The sequence below is a fragment of the Spirillospora sp. NPDC048824 genome (assembly GCF_043198455.1).
Classification (GTDB): Bacteria; Actinomycetota; Actinomycetes; order Streptosporangiales; family Streptosporangiaceae; genus Spirillospora.
On the sequence record NZ_JBICUS010000003.1, the window covers coordinates 350,747 to 369,331 of the forward strand.

At 71.7% G+C, this 18,585-nt stretch carries 15 protein-coding genes, 1 pseudogene and 1 riboswitch; of the genes and pseudogenes, 2 read left to right on the forward strand and 14 right to left on the reverse strand.

The genetic code is table 11. The features are described 5' to 3' along the window. Positions 1 to 122: 122 nt before the first annotated feature. From ribH to ACGFIS_RS08050, 3 genes are read right to left on the reverse strand one after another with little or no spacing between them, the layout of a single operon-like run. Positions 123 to 629 (reverse strand): 6,7-dimethyl-8-ribityllumazine synthase, encoded by a 507-nt coding sequence (ribH, locus tag ACGFIS_RS08040; protein WP_392902749.1) that lies wholly within the window; start codon positions 627 to 629, stop codon positions 123 to 125. Further along, entirely contained in the window at positions 626 to 1,852 is a 1,227-nt protein-coding gene (locus tag ACGFIS_RS08045) for a bifunctional 3,4-dihydroxy-2-butanone-4-phosphate synthase/GTP cyclohydrolase II (protein ID WP_392902746.1), read from the reverse strand. Before ACGFIS_RS08045 ends, ribH begins: the two co-directional genes overlap by 4 nt. Further along, positions 1,849 to 2,466, reverse strand: a complete 618-nt coding sequence (locus tag ACGFIS_RS08050; RefSeq protein WP_392902743.1) for a riboflavin synthase — start codon at positions 2,464 to 2,466, stop codon at positions 1,849 to 1,851. Before ACGFIS_RS08050 ends, ACGFIS_RS08045 begins: the two co-directional genes overlap by 4 nt. Before the next feature lie 74 nt (positions 2,467 to 2,540). Beyond that, positions 2,541 to 2,669: riboswitch (FMN riboswitch) on the reverse strand. 292 nt (positions 2,670 to 2,961) lie between these two features. Between ACGFIS_RS08050 and ACGFIS_RS08055 the strand changes: the two genes are divergently transcribed. Beyond that, entirely contained in the window at positions 2,962 to 4,713 is a 1,752-nt protein-coding gene (locus ACGFIS_RS08055) for a P-loop ATPase, Sll1717 family (RefSeq protein ID WP_392970003.1), read from the forward strand. Here the strand turns inward: ACGFIS_RS08055 and ACGFIS_RS08060 are convergent. The 8 genes and pseudogenes from ACGFIS_RS08060 to ACGFIS_RS08095 all read right to left on the reverse strand — a co-directional run. Further along, positions 4,602 to 5,132, reverse strand: a pseudogene (locus ACGFIS_RS08060) (HAD-IA family hydrolase); the annotation flags it as partial. The gene ACGFIS_RS08055 and the pseudogene ACGFIS_RS08060 sit on opposite strands and share 112 nt — an antisense overlap. Then, a complete protein-coding gene (gene rpe, locus ACGFIS_RS08065; RefSeq protein WP_392902736.1) occupies positions 5,129 to 5,806 on the reverse strand; it encodes a ribulose-phosphate 3-epimerase in 678 nt (225 codons plus the stop codon). The gene rpe and the pseudogene ACGFIS_RS08060, both read right to left, overlap by 4 nt. A 12-nt stretch (positions 5,807 to 5,818) precedes the next feature. After that, positions 5,819 to 6,673 (reverse strand): phosphatase PAP2 family protein, encoded by an 855-nt coding sequence (locus ACGFIS_RS08070; protein WP_392970006.1) that lies wholly within the window; start codon positions 6,671 to 6,673, stop codon positions 5,819 to 5,821. Positions 6,674 to 6,771: 98 nt separating this feature from the next. Beyond that, positions 6,772 to 8,178, reverse strand: coding sequence for an RsmB/NOP family class I SAM-dependent RNA methyltransferase (locus ACGFIS_RS08075; protein WP_392902732.1), 1,407 nt, complete (start codon positions 8,176 to 8,178; stop codon positions 6,772 to 6,774). Then, positions 8,178 to 9,101, reverse strand: coding sequence for a methionyl-tRNA formyltransferase (fmt, locus tag ACGFIS_RS08080; RefSeq protein ID WP_392902730.1), 924 nt, complete (start codon positions 9,099 to 9,101; stop codon positions 8,178 to 8,180). The genes ACGFIS_RS08075 and fmt overlap by 1 nt, the downstream gene beginning before the upstream one ends. Continuing rightward, entirely contained in the window at positions 9,102 to 9,647 is a 546-nt protein-coding gene (def, locus tag ACGFIS_RS08085) for a peptide deformylase (RefSeq protein WP_392902727.1), read from the reverse strand. 98 nt (positions 9,648 to 9,745) lie between these two features. After that, a complete protein-coding gene (locus ACGFIS_RS08090; RefSeq protein WP_392902724.1) occupies positions 9,746 to 11,554 on the reverse strand; it encodes a hypothetical protein in 1,809 nt (602 codons plus the stop codon). Between the two features lie 70 nt (positions 11,555 to 11,624). Then, positions 11,625 to 13,772: a primosomal protein N' gene (locus ACGFIS_RS08095; RefSeq protein ID WP_392970009.1), complete on the reverse strand. Its 2,148-nt coding sequence runs from the start codon at positions 13,770 to 13,772 to the stop codon at positions 11,625 to 11,627. 132 nt (positions 13,773 to 13,904) lie between these two features. Between ACGFIS_RS08095 and ACGFIS_RS08100 the strand changes: the two genes are divergently transcribed. Continuing rightward, the gene (locus ACGFIS_RS08100) at positions 13,905 to 15,578 is read left to right on the forward strand and encodes an MFS transporter (protein WP_392902720.1); all 1,674 of its coding nucleotides are present in this window, start codon (positions 13,905 to 13,907) and stop codon (positions 15,576 to 15,578) included. A 94-nt stretch (positions 15,579 to 15,672) separates the two neighbouring features. Here the strand turns inward: ACGFIS_RS08100 and metK are convergent, their stop codons facing one another. From metK to rpoZ, 3 genes are all read right to left on the reverse strand, one after another. Further along, complete coding sequence (metK, locus tag ACGFIS_RS08105; RefSeq protein ID WP_392902718.1) at positions 15,673 to 16,866, reverse strand: methionine adenosyltransferase; 1,194 nt, start codon at positions 16,864 to 16,866, stop codon at positions 15,673 to 15,675. 168 nt (positions 16,867 to 17,034) lie between these two features. Then, a complete protein-coding gene (coaBC, locus tag ACGFIS_RS08110) occupies positions 17,035 to 18,255 on the reverse strand; it encodes a bifunctional phosphopantothenoylcysteine decarboxylase/phosphopantothenate--cysteine ligase CoaBC (protein WP_392902715.1) in 1,221 nt (406 codons plus the stop codon). Between the two features lie 64 nt (positions 18,256 to 18,319). Next, a complete protein-coding gene (gene rpoZ, locus ACGFIS_RS08115) occupies positions 18,320 to 18,574 on the reverse strand; it encodes a DNA-directed RNA polymerase subunit omega (RefSeq protein WP_021597645.1) in 255 nt (84 codons plus the stop codon). Positions 18,575 to 18,585 lie beyond the last annotated feature (11 nt).

Consider the following 18,585-nt stretch of genomic DNA (forward strand, 5'->3'; position numbering starts at 1 on the left):
TGATGCGCAGGTCATTCAGGGACGGAGCCCCTGGACCCCTACATATGCACGAGTCATTCAGGGACGGAGCCCCTGGACCCCTACATATGCACGAGTCATTCAGGGACGGAGCCCCTGGACCCCTACATATGCTCCATACCGTGCCCGGCGTGACCGTGATGCCGCAGACCTCGCAGGGTCAGTGCCGTGTCGAGTGCGGCCACAGTCGCCTCCCATCCCTTGTCCTCGGAGCTGTCGGGCAGCCCGCTGCGTTCCAGTGCCTGCTCAATGGTGTCACACGTGAGGACACCATTGCCCACCGGAGTCGCCTCGTCGAGCGCGACACGGGTCACACCCGCGGTGACGGAGTCGCAGACGTAGTCGAAATGGGCGGTCGCGCCCCGGATGACCGCGCCGAGGCAGACGACGGCGTCGAGGTCGCGGGCGAGCTGCTGCGCGATCACCGGCAGTTCGAGCGCGCCCGCGACGCGGGCGACGACGGGCTGGTCGACGCCGCACGCCTTCGCCGCAGCGAGCGCGCGGTCCAGGAGCTGGTCGGTGATGCGCCCGTGCCAGCGGGTGCAGACGACGCCGAGCGTGATGCCGGCGGCGTCGACGGTGATGTCCTCGGGGCGTCCCGCGCCGCTCAAGAGAGTCCCTCGATCTGGTGTCCGAGACGGTCGCGCTTGACCGTCAGGTAGCGCCGGTTGTGTTCGGTGACGATGACGGGCATCGACTCGCGTCCCCGGACGTCCAGGCCGAAACCGTCCAGGCCCCTGAGCTTGTCCGGGTTGTTGGTGAGCACCCTTACCGAGCGTACGCCGAGGTCACGCAGCATGTGGGCGGCGTTGGAGTACTCGCGCGCGTCGGCGGGGAGCCCGAGCTCCAGGTTGGCGTCGACGGTGTCGGACCCGTTGTCCTGGAGCGCGTACGCCTGCAGCTTGGCGAGCAGGCCGATGCCGCGTCCCTCGTGGCCGCGCAGGTACAGGACGATGCCGCGTCCCTCTTCCGCGATGCGTTCCATGGCGGCGTCCAGCTGCGTTCCGCAGTCGCAGCGCTCGGAGTGCAGGACGTCACCGGTGAGGCATTCCGAGTGGGCCCGGATCAGGACGTCCTCACCGTCGCCGATGTCCCCGAGGACCAGCGCGACGTGCTCGCCGCCGTCGATGGCGCTGGAGAACCCGACCGCGCGCCACGTCCCGTACCGGTTGGGCAGCCCGGTCTCCACGACGCGCGTGACCATCGCCTCGTGGCGCCTGCGGTACTCGACGAGCTGCTCGATCGAGATGAGCCTGAGCCCGTGCTCCTTGGCGAAGACCTGGAGTTCCGGCAGCCGCGCCATGGTGCCGTCCTCGTTCACGACCTCGGCGAGGACGCCCGCCGGGGTGAGCCCCGCCATCCTGGCGAGGTCGACGGAGGCCTCGGTGTGGCCCCGGCGGCGCAGCACGCCGCCCTCGCGGTAGCGCAGCGGGAAGATGTGGCCGGGGCGGACCAGGTCGCGCGGCTCCGACGCCGAATCGCACAGCGTCCGGATCGTGTGGGCCCGGTCGGCGGCGGAGATGCCGGTGCTGACGCCGAGCCGCGCGTCGACGCTGATCGTGTACGCGGTGCGCATGCGCTCGGTGTTCTGCGCCGTCATCAGCGGGATCTGCAGCCGGTCGAGGTCGCCGCCCTCCATCGGCACGCAGATGACGCCGCTGGTGTAGCGGATCGTGAACGTCAGCAGCTCGGGCGTCGCCTTCGCCGCCGCGAAGATGATGTCGCCCTCGTTCTCGCGGTCCTCGTCGTCGACGACCACGACGGCGCGTCCCGCCGCGATGTCGGCGACCGCCGATTCGATGGAGTCGAAGATCCCGTCGTCGTTGCCACTCATGAGTGCCTCCTGTAGGGGGACCCGGAGCGGTCACCCAGCATGCGTTCGACGTACTTGGCGACGACGTCCACTTCGAGGTTCACCGGGTCGCCGGTCTTCTTGTGGCCGAGCGTGGTGAGCGAGAGGGTCGTCGGGATGAGGGCGATGCTGAACCGGTCGGCGCCCGCTTCCACGACCGTGAGGCTGATCCCGTCCACGGTGATCGAGCCCTTGTCCACGAGGTAGCGGCTCAGGTCCGGGGGCAGGGACACGGTGACGACGTCCCACCGCTCCCCCGGCTCCCGGGAGATGATCTCGCCGACGCCGTCCACATGGCCCTGGACGAGATGCCCTCCGAGCCGGTCGGAGAGCCGCACCGGACGTTCCAGGTTGACCTTGGAGCCGGTTTCGAGCGCGCCGAGGCTGGACTTGTCCAGCGTCTCCTTGATGGCGTCCGCGGTGAAGACGTCGTCCTTGACGTCCACGACGGTGAGACAGACGCCGTTGACGGCGATCGACGCGCCGTGCACGGCGTCCCGGGTGACGAGCGGCCCGCGGACCGTGAGCTTGACCGAGTCACCCTGGGGTTCGATCCCCACGATTTCGCCGAGTTCCTCGACGATGCCGGTGAACATCCTCTCCCGGGCCTCCTAGATCAGGGCTCCGGGGACGTCCATACATCAGCGCACGCCCTGGTCAGGGGCGTACCGCGCGCCGCCTCCCATCCGGACTTTAACCGTCGGTCCCGGAGTTTCACCGGGTCAACCGGCCGATGGCTTCGGCCGGGTCGCGGACTGTCACCGCCGGTTCGGAATTTCACCGACCCCGGAGCACGCGTTTCATGCTTGGCAACCAGTGTGCCACGCCATCCATTCCCGCCCGATGTGACCATCGCCACCACCCGACGGCACATCCCGGTTAATTCAACGTTCAACGATCTTGAATGCGGGTAGAGCACGGGACGCAAGTGACGCATGACGACGGCCCCGCCGGCGGGGCGGGGCGTGCGTACGGGTTTCGGACCGTCCGGCGGACGTGCGCGAGGCGTCCGGTTTGTGGTGGGTCTTGCCGGGGCGAAGGGGGTGGGCGAAACTCGTTTGCGGAAGCCGTGCCGCTCGCTGGGGAGGCCCATGGGCAGGTTGAGCCTGTCGCCGAAGATCTTGGATGTTCTCGACTTCGGGACGCCGTCTGCCGAGCGGGACATCTCGCGGGGGCTGGAGAAGTACTTCGTCGAATCCGATGCCTACCAGCGGGTCCGGTCGGGGGCGAAGACGATCCTGATGGGCAACCGCGGGGCCGGGAAGAGCGCGATCTTCAAGGTGCTGGCCAAGCGGGAGCGCGCGGCGGGCAGCCACGTCATCGAACTGAGCCCCGAGGACTACTCCTACGAGCTGCTCAGCTCGACGATGGAGGCGGAGGACGCGGGGTCGTGGGCGAAGCACGGGGCCTATGCCGCCGCCTGGAAGTACCTGATCTACATCCTCGTCATGAAGGCGCTGGCGAGGAAGGGCATGCGGCTGACCAAGGGCGGCGGACGGGAGATCCACAAGTACATCCGCGACAACCACGGCGCCAGCCAGCTCGGCACGCTGTCGCTGCTGGTGTCGTATCTGAAGCGGCTGGAGGCCATCAAGATCGGGCCGATCGAGGCCGGTCTGCGGACCCGCGAGCTGGACCGCCTCTACAAACTGGAGGAGATCCAGAACCTGCTGCCGGCGCTGCGGAAGGTTCTGGACGGCCAGCGGGTCGTGGTGCTCGTGGACGAGCTCGACCGCGGGTGGGACTCGTCCGAGGACGCCAAGGCGTTCGTTTCGGGGCTGTTCCAGGCGTGCGTGTCGATCAACGCGCTGCACCCCAACCTGCGCGTCTACGTCTCGCTACGGCAGGAGCTGTACGACGACATCCCCGCCCTCTACGAGGACGCCCAGAAGCACCGGGACCTGCTGGAGAAGATCTACTGGTCCGAGGAGTCGCTGCTGGAGCTGATCGCCAAGCGGATCCGGTACTCGGCCCACGAGAAGGGCTTCGACGTGGAGGCCCTGGAACAGGCCGGCGACCGGGCCTGCTGGTCGGCGGTCTTCGCCTCGCCGCCGGGCCAGACGAGAGACGGATCCTTCCGCTACATGGTCGACAGGACGCTGTACCGGCCGAGGGAGATCATCCAGTTCTGCTCGGAGGCGCTGGCGCAGGCCAGGGGACGGACGTCCAGGCTCCCGGTGCCGTATTCGGCGATCGAGCGCTGCGAGTACGGCTACTCGGCCGAGCGGACCAAGGACATCGCCGCCGAGTACCGCTCCCAGTACCCGGGCCTGCTGAGCGTCTTCGAGGTCTTCCGCAACCATCCGCACACCTTCGGCCGTGACCAGATCGAACTGCTGTGCCTGGAACTGGCGGTCGGCGACATCCCCACGCACGGGACCGAGTCGTGGCTGCCGTTCTGCAACCCGAACGACCTCATCGAGGTCCTCTGGCGGGCGGGCCTGCTCACCGCGGAGGCCAACGCGAGCGGCAGGTTCCTGGGAAGCCACCAGGTGCAGCACCTCAACCTCGGGGCCGCCAAGCGCTTCCAGGTCCATGAGATGTTCCGCTCCGCCCTCGGCATCGGCACGGAGACGGGAGGCTCGTCACCGTGGCTCTGGCCGGGATCGCACCGGCTGCGGATTCAGCGGGCGGTGAGGTGTAGGGCGGTTCGGGTCGTGGTCACCACCGTCAGGTCCGGGATGATGCGGTGGGCTTCGGTCAACACGGCGGAATCGTGGCTGGTGGTCACGGCCAGGACGGTGGCGCCGGCGGCGCGGCCTGCGGCTATGCCTGCGGGGGCGTCCTCTATGACGATGCAGGCGGCCGGGTCCACTCCTAGCCGTCGGGCTGCCCGCAGGTAACCGGACGGGTCCGGTTTGCCGTTCTCGACGTCTTCGGCCGTTATCACCGTGGGCGGGAGCGGGATGGCGGCCACGTCCGTGCGGAGTTTCAGCTGCGCCCTGTCCATTGAGGTGACGAAGGCACAGGGCAGGCCGTTCATGTTGGTGAGGAGGTCCACGGCGCCGGGGAGGGCGGTTATGCCGTCGGTGCCGGAGGATTCCAGGGCGTCCAGGCGTGCGGCGGCCTCGCGGACCTGGTCCGGGGGGAGGAAGTCGGCCACACGGTCGCCTGTCCGGCGGCCGTGGGCGTCGGACAGGAACTCGTCGGCGTCGATGCCGTATTCGGCCGCCCATTCGCGCGCCGCCCATTCGACGAGGGGCGTGGAGTCGACGAGGGTGCCGTCCACGTCGAACAGGACGGCGGCGCAGGGCAGGATCACCAGTCGGCCTTGGCCGTCGCTTCCTCGGCCTGGCCGCGGAGCCTGCGGACGGCCTCGGCGGGGTCGTCGGCTCCGTAGACGGCGCTGCCCGCGACGAACACGTCGGCTCCCGCTTCGGCGCAGCGTTCGATGGTCTCCGCGCTGACCCCGCCGTCGACCTGGAGCCAGACGGGGAGGTCGCGGCCCTTGATGAGCTCGCGGGCGCGGCGGATCTTCGGCAGGACGACGTCCAGGAACTTCTGGCCGCCGAAGCCCGGCTCGACGGTCATGAGCAAAAGCATGTCGATCTCGCCCAGGAGGTCTTCGAACCCGTCGACGGGGGTGGCCGGGTTGACGCCCAGTCCCGCGCGCGCGCCCGCGGCGCGGATGGTGCGCAGGGTGCGGATGGGGGCCTTCGCGGCCTCGGCGTGGATGGTGACGCTCTTCGCGCCGGCCTCCGCGTACTCGGGAGCCCAGCGATCCGGGTCCTCGATCATGAGGTGGCAGTCGAGCGGCAGCGCGCTGTGCTTCAGCAGTGCCTTGACGATGGGCAGCCCCAAGGTGAGGTTCGGGACGAAGTGGTTGTCCATGACGTCGACGTGGACCCAGTCGGCGGAGTCGGCGACGCGCGCGACGTCGTCGGCCAGGCGGGCGAAGTCAGCGGACAGGATGCTGGGTGCGATCTGAGGAGCCATGATGTCCCGATCCTATTGCCGCAGTCCCGTCCGCTCATCACCCGGCCGGGTGAGCGCGGGGGTGGTGCGGCCGGCCAGGCGGAGGCGGACGAAGACCTCCGGCGCACCGGCCGTGACCCACAGGCCGAGCACCGCCTGGACGATGAACGACTGGACCACGTTCGCCCCGGCGAAGGCGGAGACGACGGCGGTGCCGAGGAGGCCCACCGGGAGGCGTGCCAGGCGTTGCCAGAGCTTTCCGCCGGGATCGAACCAGCCACGGGCGGCGAGCAGGGATATCCCGGCCAGGACTCCGCAGAACCCGCCCGTGGCTCTGGCCGCTTCGACGAGGTCGACAGGGTCGATGTCACCTCCGGCCGCTCGGATGGCGCGGACCCAGGCGCTCGGCCACTGCCAGTCTTGGAGCGGCTGCAGGGCCGCCCAGGCCGCGCCCAGCAGCAGCAGAGAGACCGCGAGGGCGAGCGCCATCTGCACGGCCAGGTGACGGCGTCTCCACCACGGGACGACGATGGGTTCCAGCGCCAGGGCGGCCACGAGAAGGGTCAGGCCGATGGCTCCGCCGCCCAGGACCTGGCCGATCGAGTGGACGCCCAGTTGGACCCGGGAGGCTCCGATCAGGACGACGATGACGGCCGCGGCCGCCCAGAGGAGCCGGCGCCGTGTCTGGGCGGCGAAGAAGCCCCAGGCCACCGGGGCGTTCTGGGCATGGCCGGACGGCATCCCGAACGACGAGTGCGACTGCTCGCCTTCGACCGCGGGGTCCGTCCAGTAGGGACGCGGATCGTGGAAGACGAGTTTGAGGAGCGTGTTGAGGAACGCGCCGAACAGCAGGATCACCGCGGCCCGCGCTGCCAGGCGTGGAGCCACGCACCAGAACAAGACCACTATCAGGGGGACGTAGAAAGCCGCGCTGCCCAGGAACGACATGACATGCCAGAAGCCGGTCAGCACGGAACCCCCAGAGGCTAGGTGCGACGCAGGAGGGCCAGGAACATCGCGTCCGTTCCGTGGCGATGCGGCCAGAACTGCGCGTAAGGCCCCTTCCCCAGGCCGGTGAGGTCATGCGCGAGCGACGTCAGGACGGCCGGGGCGTCGAGCCGTTCCACGTCGTCGCGGCCGCGCAGGACGTCGTCCACGACCACCCGGGTCTCGGCGAGATGGGGTGAGCAGGTGACGTAGGCGACCACGCCGCCGGGGCGGACGGAGTCGAGGGCCGATCCGAGCAGCCCGCGCTGGAGGGGACCGAGTTCGGCGACCGACTCGGGGCCGCGGCGCCAGCGGGCCTCAGGGCGGCGGCGCAGCGCGCCGAGGCCGGTGCAGGGCGCGTCCACCATGATCCGGTCGAAGGACCCGGGACGCCATGCGGGCCTGGTCCCGTCCGCGGCGACCACTCCGGCACGGCCGTCGACCGCGCCGCGGACGAGACCGGCGCGGTGCGGCTGGATGTCCGCGGCCAGGAGCCGCGCGTCGCGCTGGGTCGCGAGGCCGGACAGTAGGCCCGCCTTGCCTCCGGGGCCCGCACAGAGGTCCGCCCAGCGTGCGTCCGGGCCGTCCAGTGGCGCATCGGCCAAGGCGAGGGCGACCAACTGGCTGGCCTCGTCCTGGACGGCGGCGCGTCCTTCACCGACGGCGGCGATGGCCGCCGGGTCGCCCTCGGGCAGAAGGGCCGCGTAGGGCGAGTACGCGGCGGGCTCCGCACCCGTGTCGTACAACTCTTGGACGGTCGCCCGGCCGGGGCGGGCGACCAGGGTGACGCGCGGCCGCGCGTTGTCCGCGGCGAGGAGTTCTTCGATCTCGTCGGCGCCGACGGCGTCCCGAAGGGCGGACACGATCCACTTCGGGTGGCTGTGCGCGACCGAGAGGCGGGTCGTCGTGTCCGCGTCGGCCGGTGCCACGATCTCCAGCCACTCGTCCATGTCGCGGCCGGCGACCTTGCGCAGTACCGCGTTGGCGAACTTGGCCTGCCCGGGGCCGGAGACCGAGCGCGCCAGCTCGACCGTCGTCCCCACCGCGGCATGCGGTGGGATGCGGGTCGCGAGGATCTGGTGGGCGCCGAGGCGCAGGACATCCAGGAGGGGCGCGTCGATGCGGCGCAGTTCACGGTCGCTGCACAGCGCGAGCACCGCGTCGTAGGTGCCCCGGCCGCGCAGCGTGCCGTAGGTGAGCTCGGTGGCGAGGGCGGCGTCGCGGCCCGAGAGGCCGCGGTCGCGCAGGCGCGTGGGGAGCAGGAGGTTGGCGTAGGCGTCGCGTGTCTCGACCGCGCGGATCACGTCGAACGCGGTGCGCCGGACGAGGTCCTGGGGACGTCCCGTCTTGCGGGGACCGCCGGGCCTGCGGTTCGGTGCGCGTCGGCGGTTAGGGGCGGGCGGCATCAGTGCAGCGTGTCCTTGTCGATGTCGATACCGCGGGTCCAGTCGGCGGCGGCCATGCGGCGCTTGCCCTGCGGCTGGACGTCGCCCAGTGCGACGGGGTGCGTGGCCGTCCCCACCAGTACCTCGCTCTTTCCCGGACGCAGTTCGCCGGGTGACAGCTTCTCCGCGTCGGGTACCGGGCGTACCGGCCCCAGTTTGACCCGCGTGTCGCGGAAGTTCGTCCACGCGCCGGGAGCGGGTGTGCATGCGCGGATGAGGCGGTCGATGTGCAGTGCCGGGCTGCGCCAGTCGACGTGACCGTCCTCGGGCGTCAGCTTGGCCGCGTGGGACACGCCCTCCGTGGGCTGTGGCCGGGGCTCCAGTACGCCCTCCTCAATGCCGTTCACGGTGTCGAGGAGGAGGCTCGCTCCGGCGATGGACAACCGGCCCAGCAGGTCGCCGGTGGTGTCGGCCGGACGGATCGGCTCGGTGAGGACGCCGTAGACGGGACCGGTGTCCAGCCCCTCCTCGATCTGGAACGTGGCCGCGCCGGTCATGTCGTCGCCGTGCAGGATCGCACGCTGCACGGGTGCGGCGCCGCGCCAGGCGGGCAGCAGCGAGAAGTGCAGGTTCACCCAGCCGTGCCGGGGGATGTCCAGGGCCTCGCGGGGCAGCAGCGCCCCGTAGGCGACGACGGGGCAGCAGTCGGGCGCGATCTCGCGGAGCCGGCCGAGGAACTCGGGATCACGGGCCTTGGCGGGCTTGAGGACCTCGACACCGGCCTCGGCCGCGAGCTCCGCGACCGGGCTGGCGCTCAGATGGCGCCCACGGCCCGAACGTCCGTCCGGCCGGGTCACGACCGCGGCGACCTCGTGCGAGGACGCCAGAAGCGCTCTCAGGGACGGGAGCGCGGTCTCGGGTGTTCCAGCGAAGACGAGCCTCACCTAGATCGCCTTCCCGAAGGTGCGGTGCGGGGACTCCTTGACGATCGGGGCCGGGGCGCCGAACCACTCGGCCTCCCTGATCGCCTTCATCGCGGTCTTGCGCTGCTCGGGGTCCATCCGGTCGATGAAGATGACGCCGTCGAGGTGGTCGGTCTCGTGCTGGACGCAGCGGGCCAGCATGTGCGTGCCCTCCAGCGTGATCGGCTCCCCGTGCATGTTGAAGCCCTTCGCCACGGCCCGGACGGCGCGCACCGTGGGGAACGCCAAGCCGGGAAGGGACAGGCAGCCCTCGTCGTCGGTCTCCTGCTCGTCCGACAGGTCCAGGGTCGGGTTGACGACGTGGCCCAGCCGGTCGTCGACGTAGTAGGTGAACACCCGCAGGCCCACGCCGAGCTGCGGCGCGGCCAGGCCCGCCCCCGGAGCGTCGATCATCGTGTCGGTGAGGTCCTTGACGAGCTGCCGCAGCTCCTTGTCGAAGTCCTTCACCGGATCCGCGGGCGTGCGCAGCACGGGATCGCCGAAAAGGCGGATGGGCTTGACGGCCAACGAGGACTCCGTTTCCTGCGAGGTACCCGCGTTCGTGCACAGTGGGATGCACCGTGTGGGATGCACCGTCCCAGTCTACGGAGGCGTCCCGTGAACATTCACACGCTGCGGCGTGCCCCCTGGTACGCCGAACGCGCCTTGTAGGCGGCGGTGCGGGCCGCCTTGGCGGTCGCCTTGTCGGGGTGGTGCGCGCCCAGGGCCTCCAGGACGTCGGCCACACCGGGATGGTCGGTGCGCCAGAGGTCGTCGACCATCAGTTCCATTTCCGCACCCGGCGGCGCGTCGATGAGGGCCGCCTCGACCGCCTCATCGGGCTCGGCGGTCTCCAGCATCCCCGCGACGGTGTCGACGAACACCCACAGGTACTCCTCGCGGGCCAGTTCCCGCCCGGACGGGTCCCCCGCGGCGTTCAGCCAGAGCGCGGCGTAGGGCGAGACCAGCGGATGCTCCTGCGCGGCGCGGACCACGGCGGCGGCCTCCGGGCCGATGCGGTGCAGGACCGCCGCGGCGAGGTTGCGTGCGCCGGGGCCGCCCGTGCGCATGACGTCCAGCAGGTCGGCGGCGGCGTCCTTGGGGTCGTGGCGGGCCAGCCACCCGTCGATCTCCTCGTCGGCGGCGTCCGGCCGGTACCAGGTGAGGCCGGCGACCAGGTCTGACGCCCTGGAGCCGGCCAGCTCGCCGATGACCGGCGCGGTGAACCCGTCCGCGAGCAGCATCTCCCGGACGGCCCACACGCCCAGCGGCGTCAGGGCCCGCCCCTCGCCGGACGTTTCGACGACGCCCCATTCCTCAAGGACCGCCAGTTCGAGGAAGAACGCGTCCGACACGAGCGCGGGCATGGTCTCGGCGTCGGTGAGGTCGTAGGCCTCCTCGACGTGGTCGAGCAGGGCGCCGATGAGCGTTCCGGGCTCGGTCGGCTCCTCCTGCTCGTACAGGTGGATCAGGACGCCGGTCATCTCGTTCTGGACGAGTTCGACCGCGTCCAGGCCGTCCGCATAGTCGTGCCCGGGCACGACGAGCGCGTCGAACAGCGGCAGCCAGGCGGTGAGCAGCGCCGCGTCATCGCTGGAACGGAGGCCTTCCAAGGCGGGCCCTGGGGCGGACTTGCCGTCCTCGGCCGTGATGGCCTCCGCCTCTACGGCGGCCCACCAGATCCGCTCCAGTTCACCCGCGTCCTCCATCTGGCCGTGGCGCCGCGGGACCTCCATGCCCAGGGCGAGGCCCGCGGCCTCGGCGTCGGCCTCGGTGAGCGAGTCGTGCTCGGTGAGGTCGCGCTCGCCCGTCCAGTCGGCCAGGCCGAGGACGTTCCGGGTCAGGCGGGAGCGGCGGACGGCGTCCGCCAGCTCCGCCTCGGAGGCGAGCCGTACGGGCGGGACGACGAGTTCCTCGACCTGCCGCAGGTACCCCTCGGTGCGGGCGTAGCGCTCCTCCTCGGGGAGCGCCTCGAACTCGCGGATCCACGCGTCGACCGCCTCCTGGTCGTCCAGGGAGACGCCGTCGGCCCGCATCAGCCCGCCGATGACCTCGGCGGCCGCCTGCCGTTCCTCGGTGTCGAGCTCGGCGACCAGGTCCGCGAACTCGGGGCCGGTCCGTTCGATCTCGGCCTCCAGGCCCGCGGCGGCGCCGTCGGGGAGGGCGCGGGTGTCGTCCAGGTACGCGACGACCCTGCGCAGGACGTCCAGAACCGTGGGAACGTCGTCGCGCCCTGCGACCACGGACCCGGGAAACACCTCCAGCAGGAGTTCGCGGAGACGCTCCGGAGTGAGTGCCTCCGGGCCGGGCAGGCCCATCTCCTCCCGCGCGAGTTCGAGCAGGAGCCGAGCACCCGGCTCGTCCAGCGCCTCGCCGCGTTCGTCCGCCCACCGCCGCAGGTCGCCCACGGTGGTCTCCACCCAGTTGTCGGCCACCCGAGAACCCTATTGGTCAGATCAGCTCCAGGGGTCAGATCAGCTCCAGGGGTCAGATCAGCTCCAGGCGTCAGATCAGCTCCAGGGGGTCGATCTGCACTCGTACGGTCTCCGCCGCCTTGCGCGCACTGCGTACGCCCTGGGCTTCCTTCAGTGAGCGCGCAAGGGCGTTGCCCGCCGTCCGTGGGACCCGGATCAGCGCGCGTTCCTTCTGCGGCGCGTCGCCCCCGGCCTGCGGGCCAGGCGGCTGCGGGACGGGGACGGGCCCGAGCACCTCCGCCCCCTCGGGCAACCGGGCGTCGGCCAGGAGCTCCCGGATCGCCGTCGAGGACGCGGTCAGGGACGCCATCCGCGCGGCGGGCGGGAAACCCACGTCCCTGCGCTCGGCCAGTTCCCGCTCCGCGTAGGTGACCGGGTCCCACCGGACGAGGGCCTGCACGGCGGGCAGCGACCCCTCCGCGGCCACCACGACCGGCCCGTGCGGGCGGACGAGCGCCGCCGCGTTCATCCAGCGCCGCAGCGTCTCCTCCCCGGCGCGCAGATCCGGCCGGCCCAGCAGCACCCAGCCGTCGAGCAGCAGCGCCGCCCGGTATCCGCCTTCCGCGGGCGGTTCGGCGCCCGGCGTGGACACCACCAGGGCCCGCTCCGGGCCGACGTGTCCGAGGATCGCGTCCCGCCCAGAGGTGCGCACCGGAACACCGGGAAACGCCCTGCCCAGCTCCTCCGCGGTGCGTTTGGCGCCGACCACCACCGCACGCACCTGGAAGAAGCCGCATTCGGGGCAGTGCCAGTCACCCGCGATGCGTCCGCACCACCGGCAATGGGGGGCGGCGTGGGACGAGGGCAGCGACAGCGGCCCCTGGCAGGCCGCGCACTGGGCGGGTGTGCGGCAGCGCCCGCACGCTATGCCCGGGACGTATCCGCGCCGCGGAACCTGCACGAGGACGGGCCCGTCCGCCAGCGCCTGCCGCGCCGCTTCGAACGCGACGTTCGGCAGGCGCGCGGTCCGGGCGGCGGCGTCACGGGCGAGCTGGGCGTCCTCCCCCACGTAACGGACGCGCGGCATCGCCGTCCGGACACGTTCCCGGTCCGCGGCCAGCGTGTGCGCCCAGCCGGACTCGACGAGCTGGGTCGCGTCGGTGGTTCTGGTGAATCCGCCTATCAGAGCCGCCGCACCCGTTCTGTGTGCGCGCAGGGCGAGGACGTCGCGGGGGTGCGGGTACGGGCTGTGCGGTTCGGCGTGGACGTCGTCGCCGTCGTCCCACAGCACGGCCAGCCCGAGATCGGCGACGGGCGCGAACATGGCGGCGCGTGTGCCGACGACGGCCCGTGCGGAGCCGCGCAGGACCGCCAGCCACCTCCGGTACCGCTCCGCCGGGCCGAGCTCCGCCGTCAGGGCGACGTGGAGGCCCTCCCCCAGTTCCGCCTTCATCGCGGCGTCCATCCGCGCCACGTCGCGGCCGTCGGCCACGACGACGAGTGCGCCGCGCCCACCCCGCAGGGTCGCGGCGACGGCGCGCGCTATGGCCGCCGTCCAGTCAGGGCCGGGGAGGGCCGTCCACACCGCGCGCGGTGCCCTGCCCTCGGCCAGCGCGCTCAGGAACGACGGCCCCGCCGGATAATCACGCCAGACACCGATATCGGCCGTATCGGTTGGATCGGCCGTATCGCCGTCCCCGGACGGCTCGGACTCCTCGCCGTGGGGCGCGGCCACCGGTTCCGCTTCGACGCGCGCGTGGCGGGGCGGGACCGCCAGCCGGAGCACGTCCGCGAACGTTCCCGCGTACCGGTCGGCCACCTCCCGCACCAGTGCCGCGATCTCCGGGGTGAGCACCGGCTCGGAGGAGGTGACCCGCTCCAGGTAAAGCAGTTTTCCTTCGTGGTCGCTCTCGGTGACCCGCTCCAGCAGGAAACCGTCGACGAGCTGGCCGGCGAAGCGCACCCTCACCCGGCACCCGGGGACGGCCTTGGCGTCCATCTCGGCGGGCACCAGGTAGTCGAACGGACGATCCAGGTGCGGAAGGGACATGTCGACCGCGATCCGCGCGACGGGCCGCTCCTCGGCGGGACGACGCGCCCCCTTCTTCCCGGCCTTCCCGGCCTTCCCGGCCTTCCCGGACTTCCGCGGGTTGCCCGGTCTGCCCGGCTTCTCCGCCGGTGTCGTCGGCAGCTCGCCCAGCCCCGGGATCAGGTCCGTTCCCCCGCCGTCCTTCGTCACGCCCCCGTCCTACCAGATCAGCCCGACAACCGAACGTGCACGCTAGGGTTGATCCTTTGAACGGGGTGCGCACCCGCCGGCCCATCGCCCGATGCCTTCCGCGCCCCGCCATCCGACGAGCCCGTGCAGGCGATGACCACAGCGCATACCCACGAACGGGCGGACGCCCCGGTCCGGCACGGGCCGTCGCGCCGCCCCGGAGACCCGCGGGCCCGTCCGGCCTGGAGAAAGTGGGCGAACCCACGCCACCCGGTCGTGGCCGCCACGTTCGCGGCGGCCGTCCTCCACCTCGTGTGGGGGCTCTTCCTGGCGACCGAGGGCGGCGACCTCGCGGCACAGGCCGCCTGGACGGACTTCGCCTGGGAGCACCCCGACGCCGCGTACAGCTTCGCCTGGTACGGCGGTATGCACCCCGCCTCCTACAGCGTCATGTCACCGCATCTGATGGCGCTGTTCGGCATTCGCACGGTGGCGGTGGTGACCGGCACGGTCTCGGCCGCCCTCACCGCACATCTGCTGAGGCGATTCAGGGCGCCGGTGGCCTTGCCCGCCTCCCTGTGGGCCGCGTTCGCGCTGTCGTGCAACGCCGCGTCCGGCCGGGTCACGTTCGGCCTGGGGCTCATGTTCGCGCTCATGGCGGTGATCGTCGCGTTCACCCCGCGCGGCACCCCCGCCCTGCGCGCGGCCGGGATGGCCGGGCTCAGCCTGCTCGCCTCGCTCGCGAGCCCGGTCGCGGGGCTCTTCCTCCTGGTGCTGGCCGCCGCCATGATCCTGACCGGACGCCGCCGCGCCGGGATCTGCGTCGCCGTCGGCCTCCCCGTCGTGGTGGGCACGACGAGCCTGCTGTTCCCCTTCGACGGCATCCAGCCCATCTCGTTCACCGCCATCGTCCTGCCCGCCGTCACCAGCGTGATCGCGGTGCTGACGTGCGCGCCGAAGAGCTGGAGGTTCATCCGGATCGGCGCGGGGGCGTACCTGGCCGGGATCGCCCTGACCTGGCTGATCCCGTCCCCGGTCGGCAGCAACGTCGAACGGCTCTCCCTGCTGTTCGGCGGGATGTTCCTGCTGTCGGCCGTCGCGCGCGCGCACGGGCGGTTCCGGATCGCCGTGCTGTCCCTGGCGTTCATCGTCACGGCGTCCTGGCAGGTCGTGAAACCCGTCGACGACCTCATCCACACCGAACCCGCCGACGCGGCCGCCGCCCACGCCAGCGGGCTCGTCGCCGAACTGAACGCACTCGGCGCCGACAAGGGGCGCATCGAGGTCGTCCCGCTGCGCTCCCACTGGGAATCGTCCGGCATGAGCCGCCACTTCACCCTCGCGCGCGGCTGGAACCGGCAGGTCGACGCGGAACGCCACGAACTGTTCTACGAAGAGGGCGCGCTGACGCCCGGCGCCTACCGCGACTGGCTGAGCGAGTGGGCGGTGCAGTACGTCGTCCTGCCCGAGCAGGAAACGGACTGGTCCGCGCAGGAGGAGGAGGCGCTCGTCGAGGACGGCCAGCCGTACCTGACGGAGATCTGGCGCGACGAGCACTGGCGCCTGTTCCGCGTCCTGCGCGCGACGCCCCTGGTCGACCGTCCGGCGTCCGTGCACCGGCTCGACTCCGGCGAACTCGTCGTCGACATGCCGTCCAGCGGCTCCGTCCTGGTGCGCACCTACTGGTCCCCGTGGCTCAGGGTGACGGGCGGGGACGCGTGCCTGACGCGCGACGGCGACTTCGTCCGGCTGGAGGCGGCCACGCCCGGCCGGTACACCATCGCCGCCCGCTACGGCCTGCAGCGCGGCAACCACTGCGACCCCTGACCGGCCGCAGGATCCCGCGCACGGAGAGGCCCCGGGGAGGAGATCCCCGGGGCCCCGTCGTCACAGGCGGCCCGTGGTCACAGGCGGCTCGCCGTCACAGGCCGGCCGCGGAGGCCAGGTCCTTGGCGCGGTCCGTCGACTCCCAGGAGAAGTCGGGCTCGGACCGGCCGAAGTGGCCGTACGCGGCGGTCTGCTGGTAGATCGGGCGGAGCAGGTCCAGGTCGCGGACGATCGCGGCCGGGCGCAGGTCGAAGACCTCGGAGATCGCCTTCTCGATCTTCTCGGGGGCGACCTTCTCGGTGCCGAACGTCTCCACGAACACCCCGACCGGGTGCGCCTTGCCGATGGCGTAGGCGACCTGCACCTCGGCGCGGTCGGCGAGCTGCGCCGCGACGATGTTCTTGGCGACCCAGCGCATCGCGTACGCGGCGGACCGGTCGACCTTGGACGGGTCCTTGCCGGAGAAGGCGCCGCCGCCGTGCCGCGCCATCCCGCCGTAGGTGTCCACGATGATCTTGCGGCCGGTGAGCCCGGCGTCGCCCATCGGGCCGCCGATCTCGAAGCGGCCGGTGGGGTTGACCAGCAGCCGGTAGCCCTCGATGTCGAGGTCGAACTCGGCGAGCACCGGGTCGACGACGTGCTCCTTGACGTCGGGGGCCAGCAGTTCCTTCAGGTCGATGTCGGGGGCGTGCTGGCTGGACACGACGACGGTGTCGAGGCGGACGCCGCGGTCGCCGTCGTACTCGATGGTGACCTGGGTCTTGCCGTCGGGACGCAGGTAGGGCACGTCGCCGCTCTTGCGGACCGCCGACAGCCGGTGCGCGAGCCGGTGCGCCAGCGTGATCGGCAGCGGCATCAGGTCGGGCGACTCGTTGGTGGCGTAGCCGAACATCAGCCCCTGGTCTCCGGCGCCCTGCCGGTCCAGGTCGTCCACGCCCTCGCCCTCGCGGGCCTCGTAGGCGTCGTCGACGCCCTGGGCGATGTCGGGCGACTGCGCGCCGATGGACACCGACACGCCGCAGGAGTGGCCGTCGAAGCCCTTCTTGGACGAGTCGTAGCCGATCTCCAGGATCTTCTCGCGGATCACGCCCGGGATGTCCACGTAGGTCTCGGTGGTGACCTCACCGGCCACATGCACCTGACCGGTCGTGATCATCGTTTCGACGGCGACTCGGCTCTTCGGGTCGTCCTTGAGCATCGAGTCGAGGATCGCGTCGCTGATCTGGTCCGCGATCTTGTCCGGGTGTCCTTCGGTGACGGACTCGGAGGTGAACAGGCGGCGAGGCACGTACGTGAACTCCTTGCAGCGGCTGCTGACTGGCGTCGCAGGACGGATTTCTTGTCGAGTTCGGCAGGGGACCCCGCCCCCCGCCGGGGTTTCCCACGGGTGTTGGGCCGAAGTCTAGCGGGATCGTCGTCCAGCACCGCTAGCGCGGCGCTGGTGGGGCACCTCCGGTCAGTCGGTCGGCGGCGGGTCGAGGCGGGCGGCGACGAGGTCCCAGACGACCTCGGCGAGCGCCGCCTTGGCGCCGCGCGGCACCTCGGTCTGCGAGCCGTCGGCGCCGAGGATGACGGCGGCGTTGTCGGGGCGCCCGAACGTCAGGTCCTCGCCGACCTGGTTGACGACGAGCAGGTCGCTGCGCTTGCGGGCGAGCTTGGCGCGGCCGTTCTCCAGGACGTCGTCGGTCTCGGCCGCGAAACCGACGATCACCTGCCCGGGACGGCGGAGCCCGCCCAGCTCGGCCAGGATGTCGGGGTTCTTGACCAGCCGGATCGGCTCCGGCTCGCCGCCCTCGGTCTTCTTGATCTTCGAGCCCTGGTAGCCGGACGGGCGGAAGTCGGCGACGGCGGCGGCCATGACGACCGCGTCGGCCGTGCCCGCGGCCTCCAGGACGGCCTTGCGCATCTCCTCGGCGGACCCGGTGGTCACGACCTCGGCCCCGGCCGGGTCGGGGAGGGCGACGTTGGCGGACACGAGGGTGACGCGCGCGCCGCGTGCGACGGCGGTGCGGGCGAGGGCGTAGCCCTGCAGGCCGGACGAGCGGTTGCCGATGAAGCGGACGGGGTCGATCGCCTCCCGGGTCCCGCCGGCGGAGACGACGATGTGGCGCCCGGCGAGGTCGCGGCCGTCGGCGCCGCGGGCCAGGACGTGCCGGGCGACCTCGAACAGCTCGGCCGGGTCGGGCAGCCGGCCCGGCCCGGTGTCCTTGCCGGTGAGACGTCCCGAGGCCGGTTCGATCACGACGGCGCCGCGGGCCCGCAGCGTCGCCACGTTCGCCCGGGTCGCCGGGTGGTCCCACATCTCGGTGTGCATCGCGGGCGCGAACACGACCGGGCAGCGGGCGGTGAGCAGGGTGTTGGTGAGCAGGTCGTCCGCCAGCCCGTGCGCGGCGCGCGCGAGCAGGTCGGCGGTGGCGGGGGCGACGAACACGAGATCGGCGTTCTGCCCGAGCCGGACGTGCGGGACCGCGGCGACGTCGTCCCAGACCCGCGGGGAGACCGGTTTGCCGGACAGGGCCGCCCAGGTGGGCTCGCCGACGAAGCGGAGCGCGTCGGTAGTCGGGACGACGGTGACGTCGTGACCCGACTCGGTGAACCGCCGGAGCAGCTCGCACGCCTTGTACGCGGCGATGCCGGCGCTCACGCCGAGCACGACGCGCGGCTTGGGGGAGGTCATGTCGGCCACTGTCCCATCAGGCGCCCGGCGCCTCCGCGCCGGGGCCGCCCGAGGCCTCGCCGCCTCAGCCCTCGATGGGCTCGGCGTTCAGGAGGCCCTCGCGCGTCTCGCGCAGCGCGATCGACAGCGGCTTCTCCTGGACCTGCGTCTCGACGAGCGGGCCGACGTACTCCAGCAGGCCCTCGCCCAGCTGGGCGTAGTAGGCGTTGATCTGCCGGGCGCGCTTGGCCGCGATGCTCACGAGGCCGTACTTGGTGTCGACGACTTCGAGGAGCTCGTCGATCGACGGGTTGGTGATGCCTTCATTGCTGGCTGCCACTCGGTGGCCTT

Bases quoted from the DNA above. Each gene is read 5' to 3' on its own strand.
- ACGFIS_RS08045 (WP_392902746.1), bottom strand. From the start codon at position 1,852: ATGAGTGGCAACGACGACGGGATCTTCGACTCCATCGAATCGGCGGTC.
- ACGFIS_RS08050 (WP_392902743.1), bottom strand. From the start codon at position 2,466: ATGTTCACCGGCATCGTCGAGGAACTCGGCGAAATCGTGGGGATCGAA.
- ACGFIS_RS08055 (WP_392970003.1), top strand. From the start codon at position 2,962: ATGGGCAGGTTGAGCCTGTCGCCGAAGATCTTGGATGTTCTCGACTTC.
- coaBC (WP_392902715.1), bottom strand. From the start codon at position 18,255: ATGACCTCCCCCAAGCCGCGCGTCGTGCTCGGCGTGAGCGCCGGCATC.
- rpe (WP_392902736.1), bottom strand. From the start codon at position 5,806: ATGGCTCCTCAGATCGCACCCAGCATCCTGTCCGCTGACTTCGCCCGC.
- ACGFIS_RS08100 (WP_392902720.1), top strand. From the start codon at position 13,905: ATGACCACAGCGCATACCCACGAACGGGCGGACGCCCCGGTCCGGCAC.
- ACGFIS_RS08075 (WP_392902732.1), bottom strand. From the start codon at position 8,178: ATGCCGCCCGCCCCTAACCGCCGACGCGCACCGAACCGCAGGCCCGGC.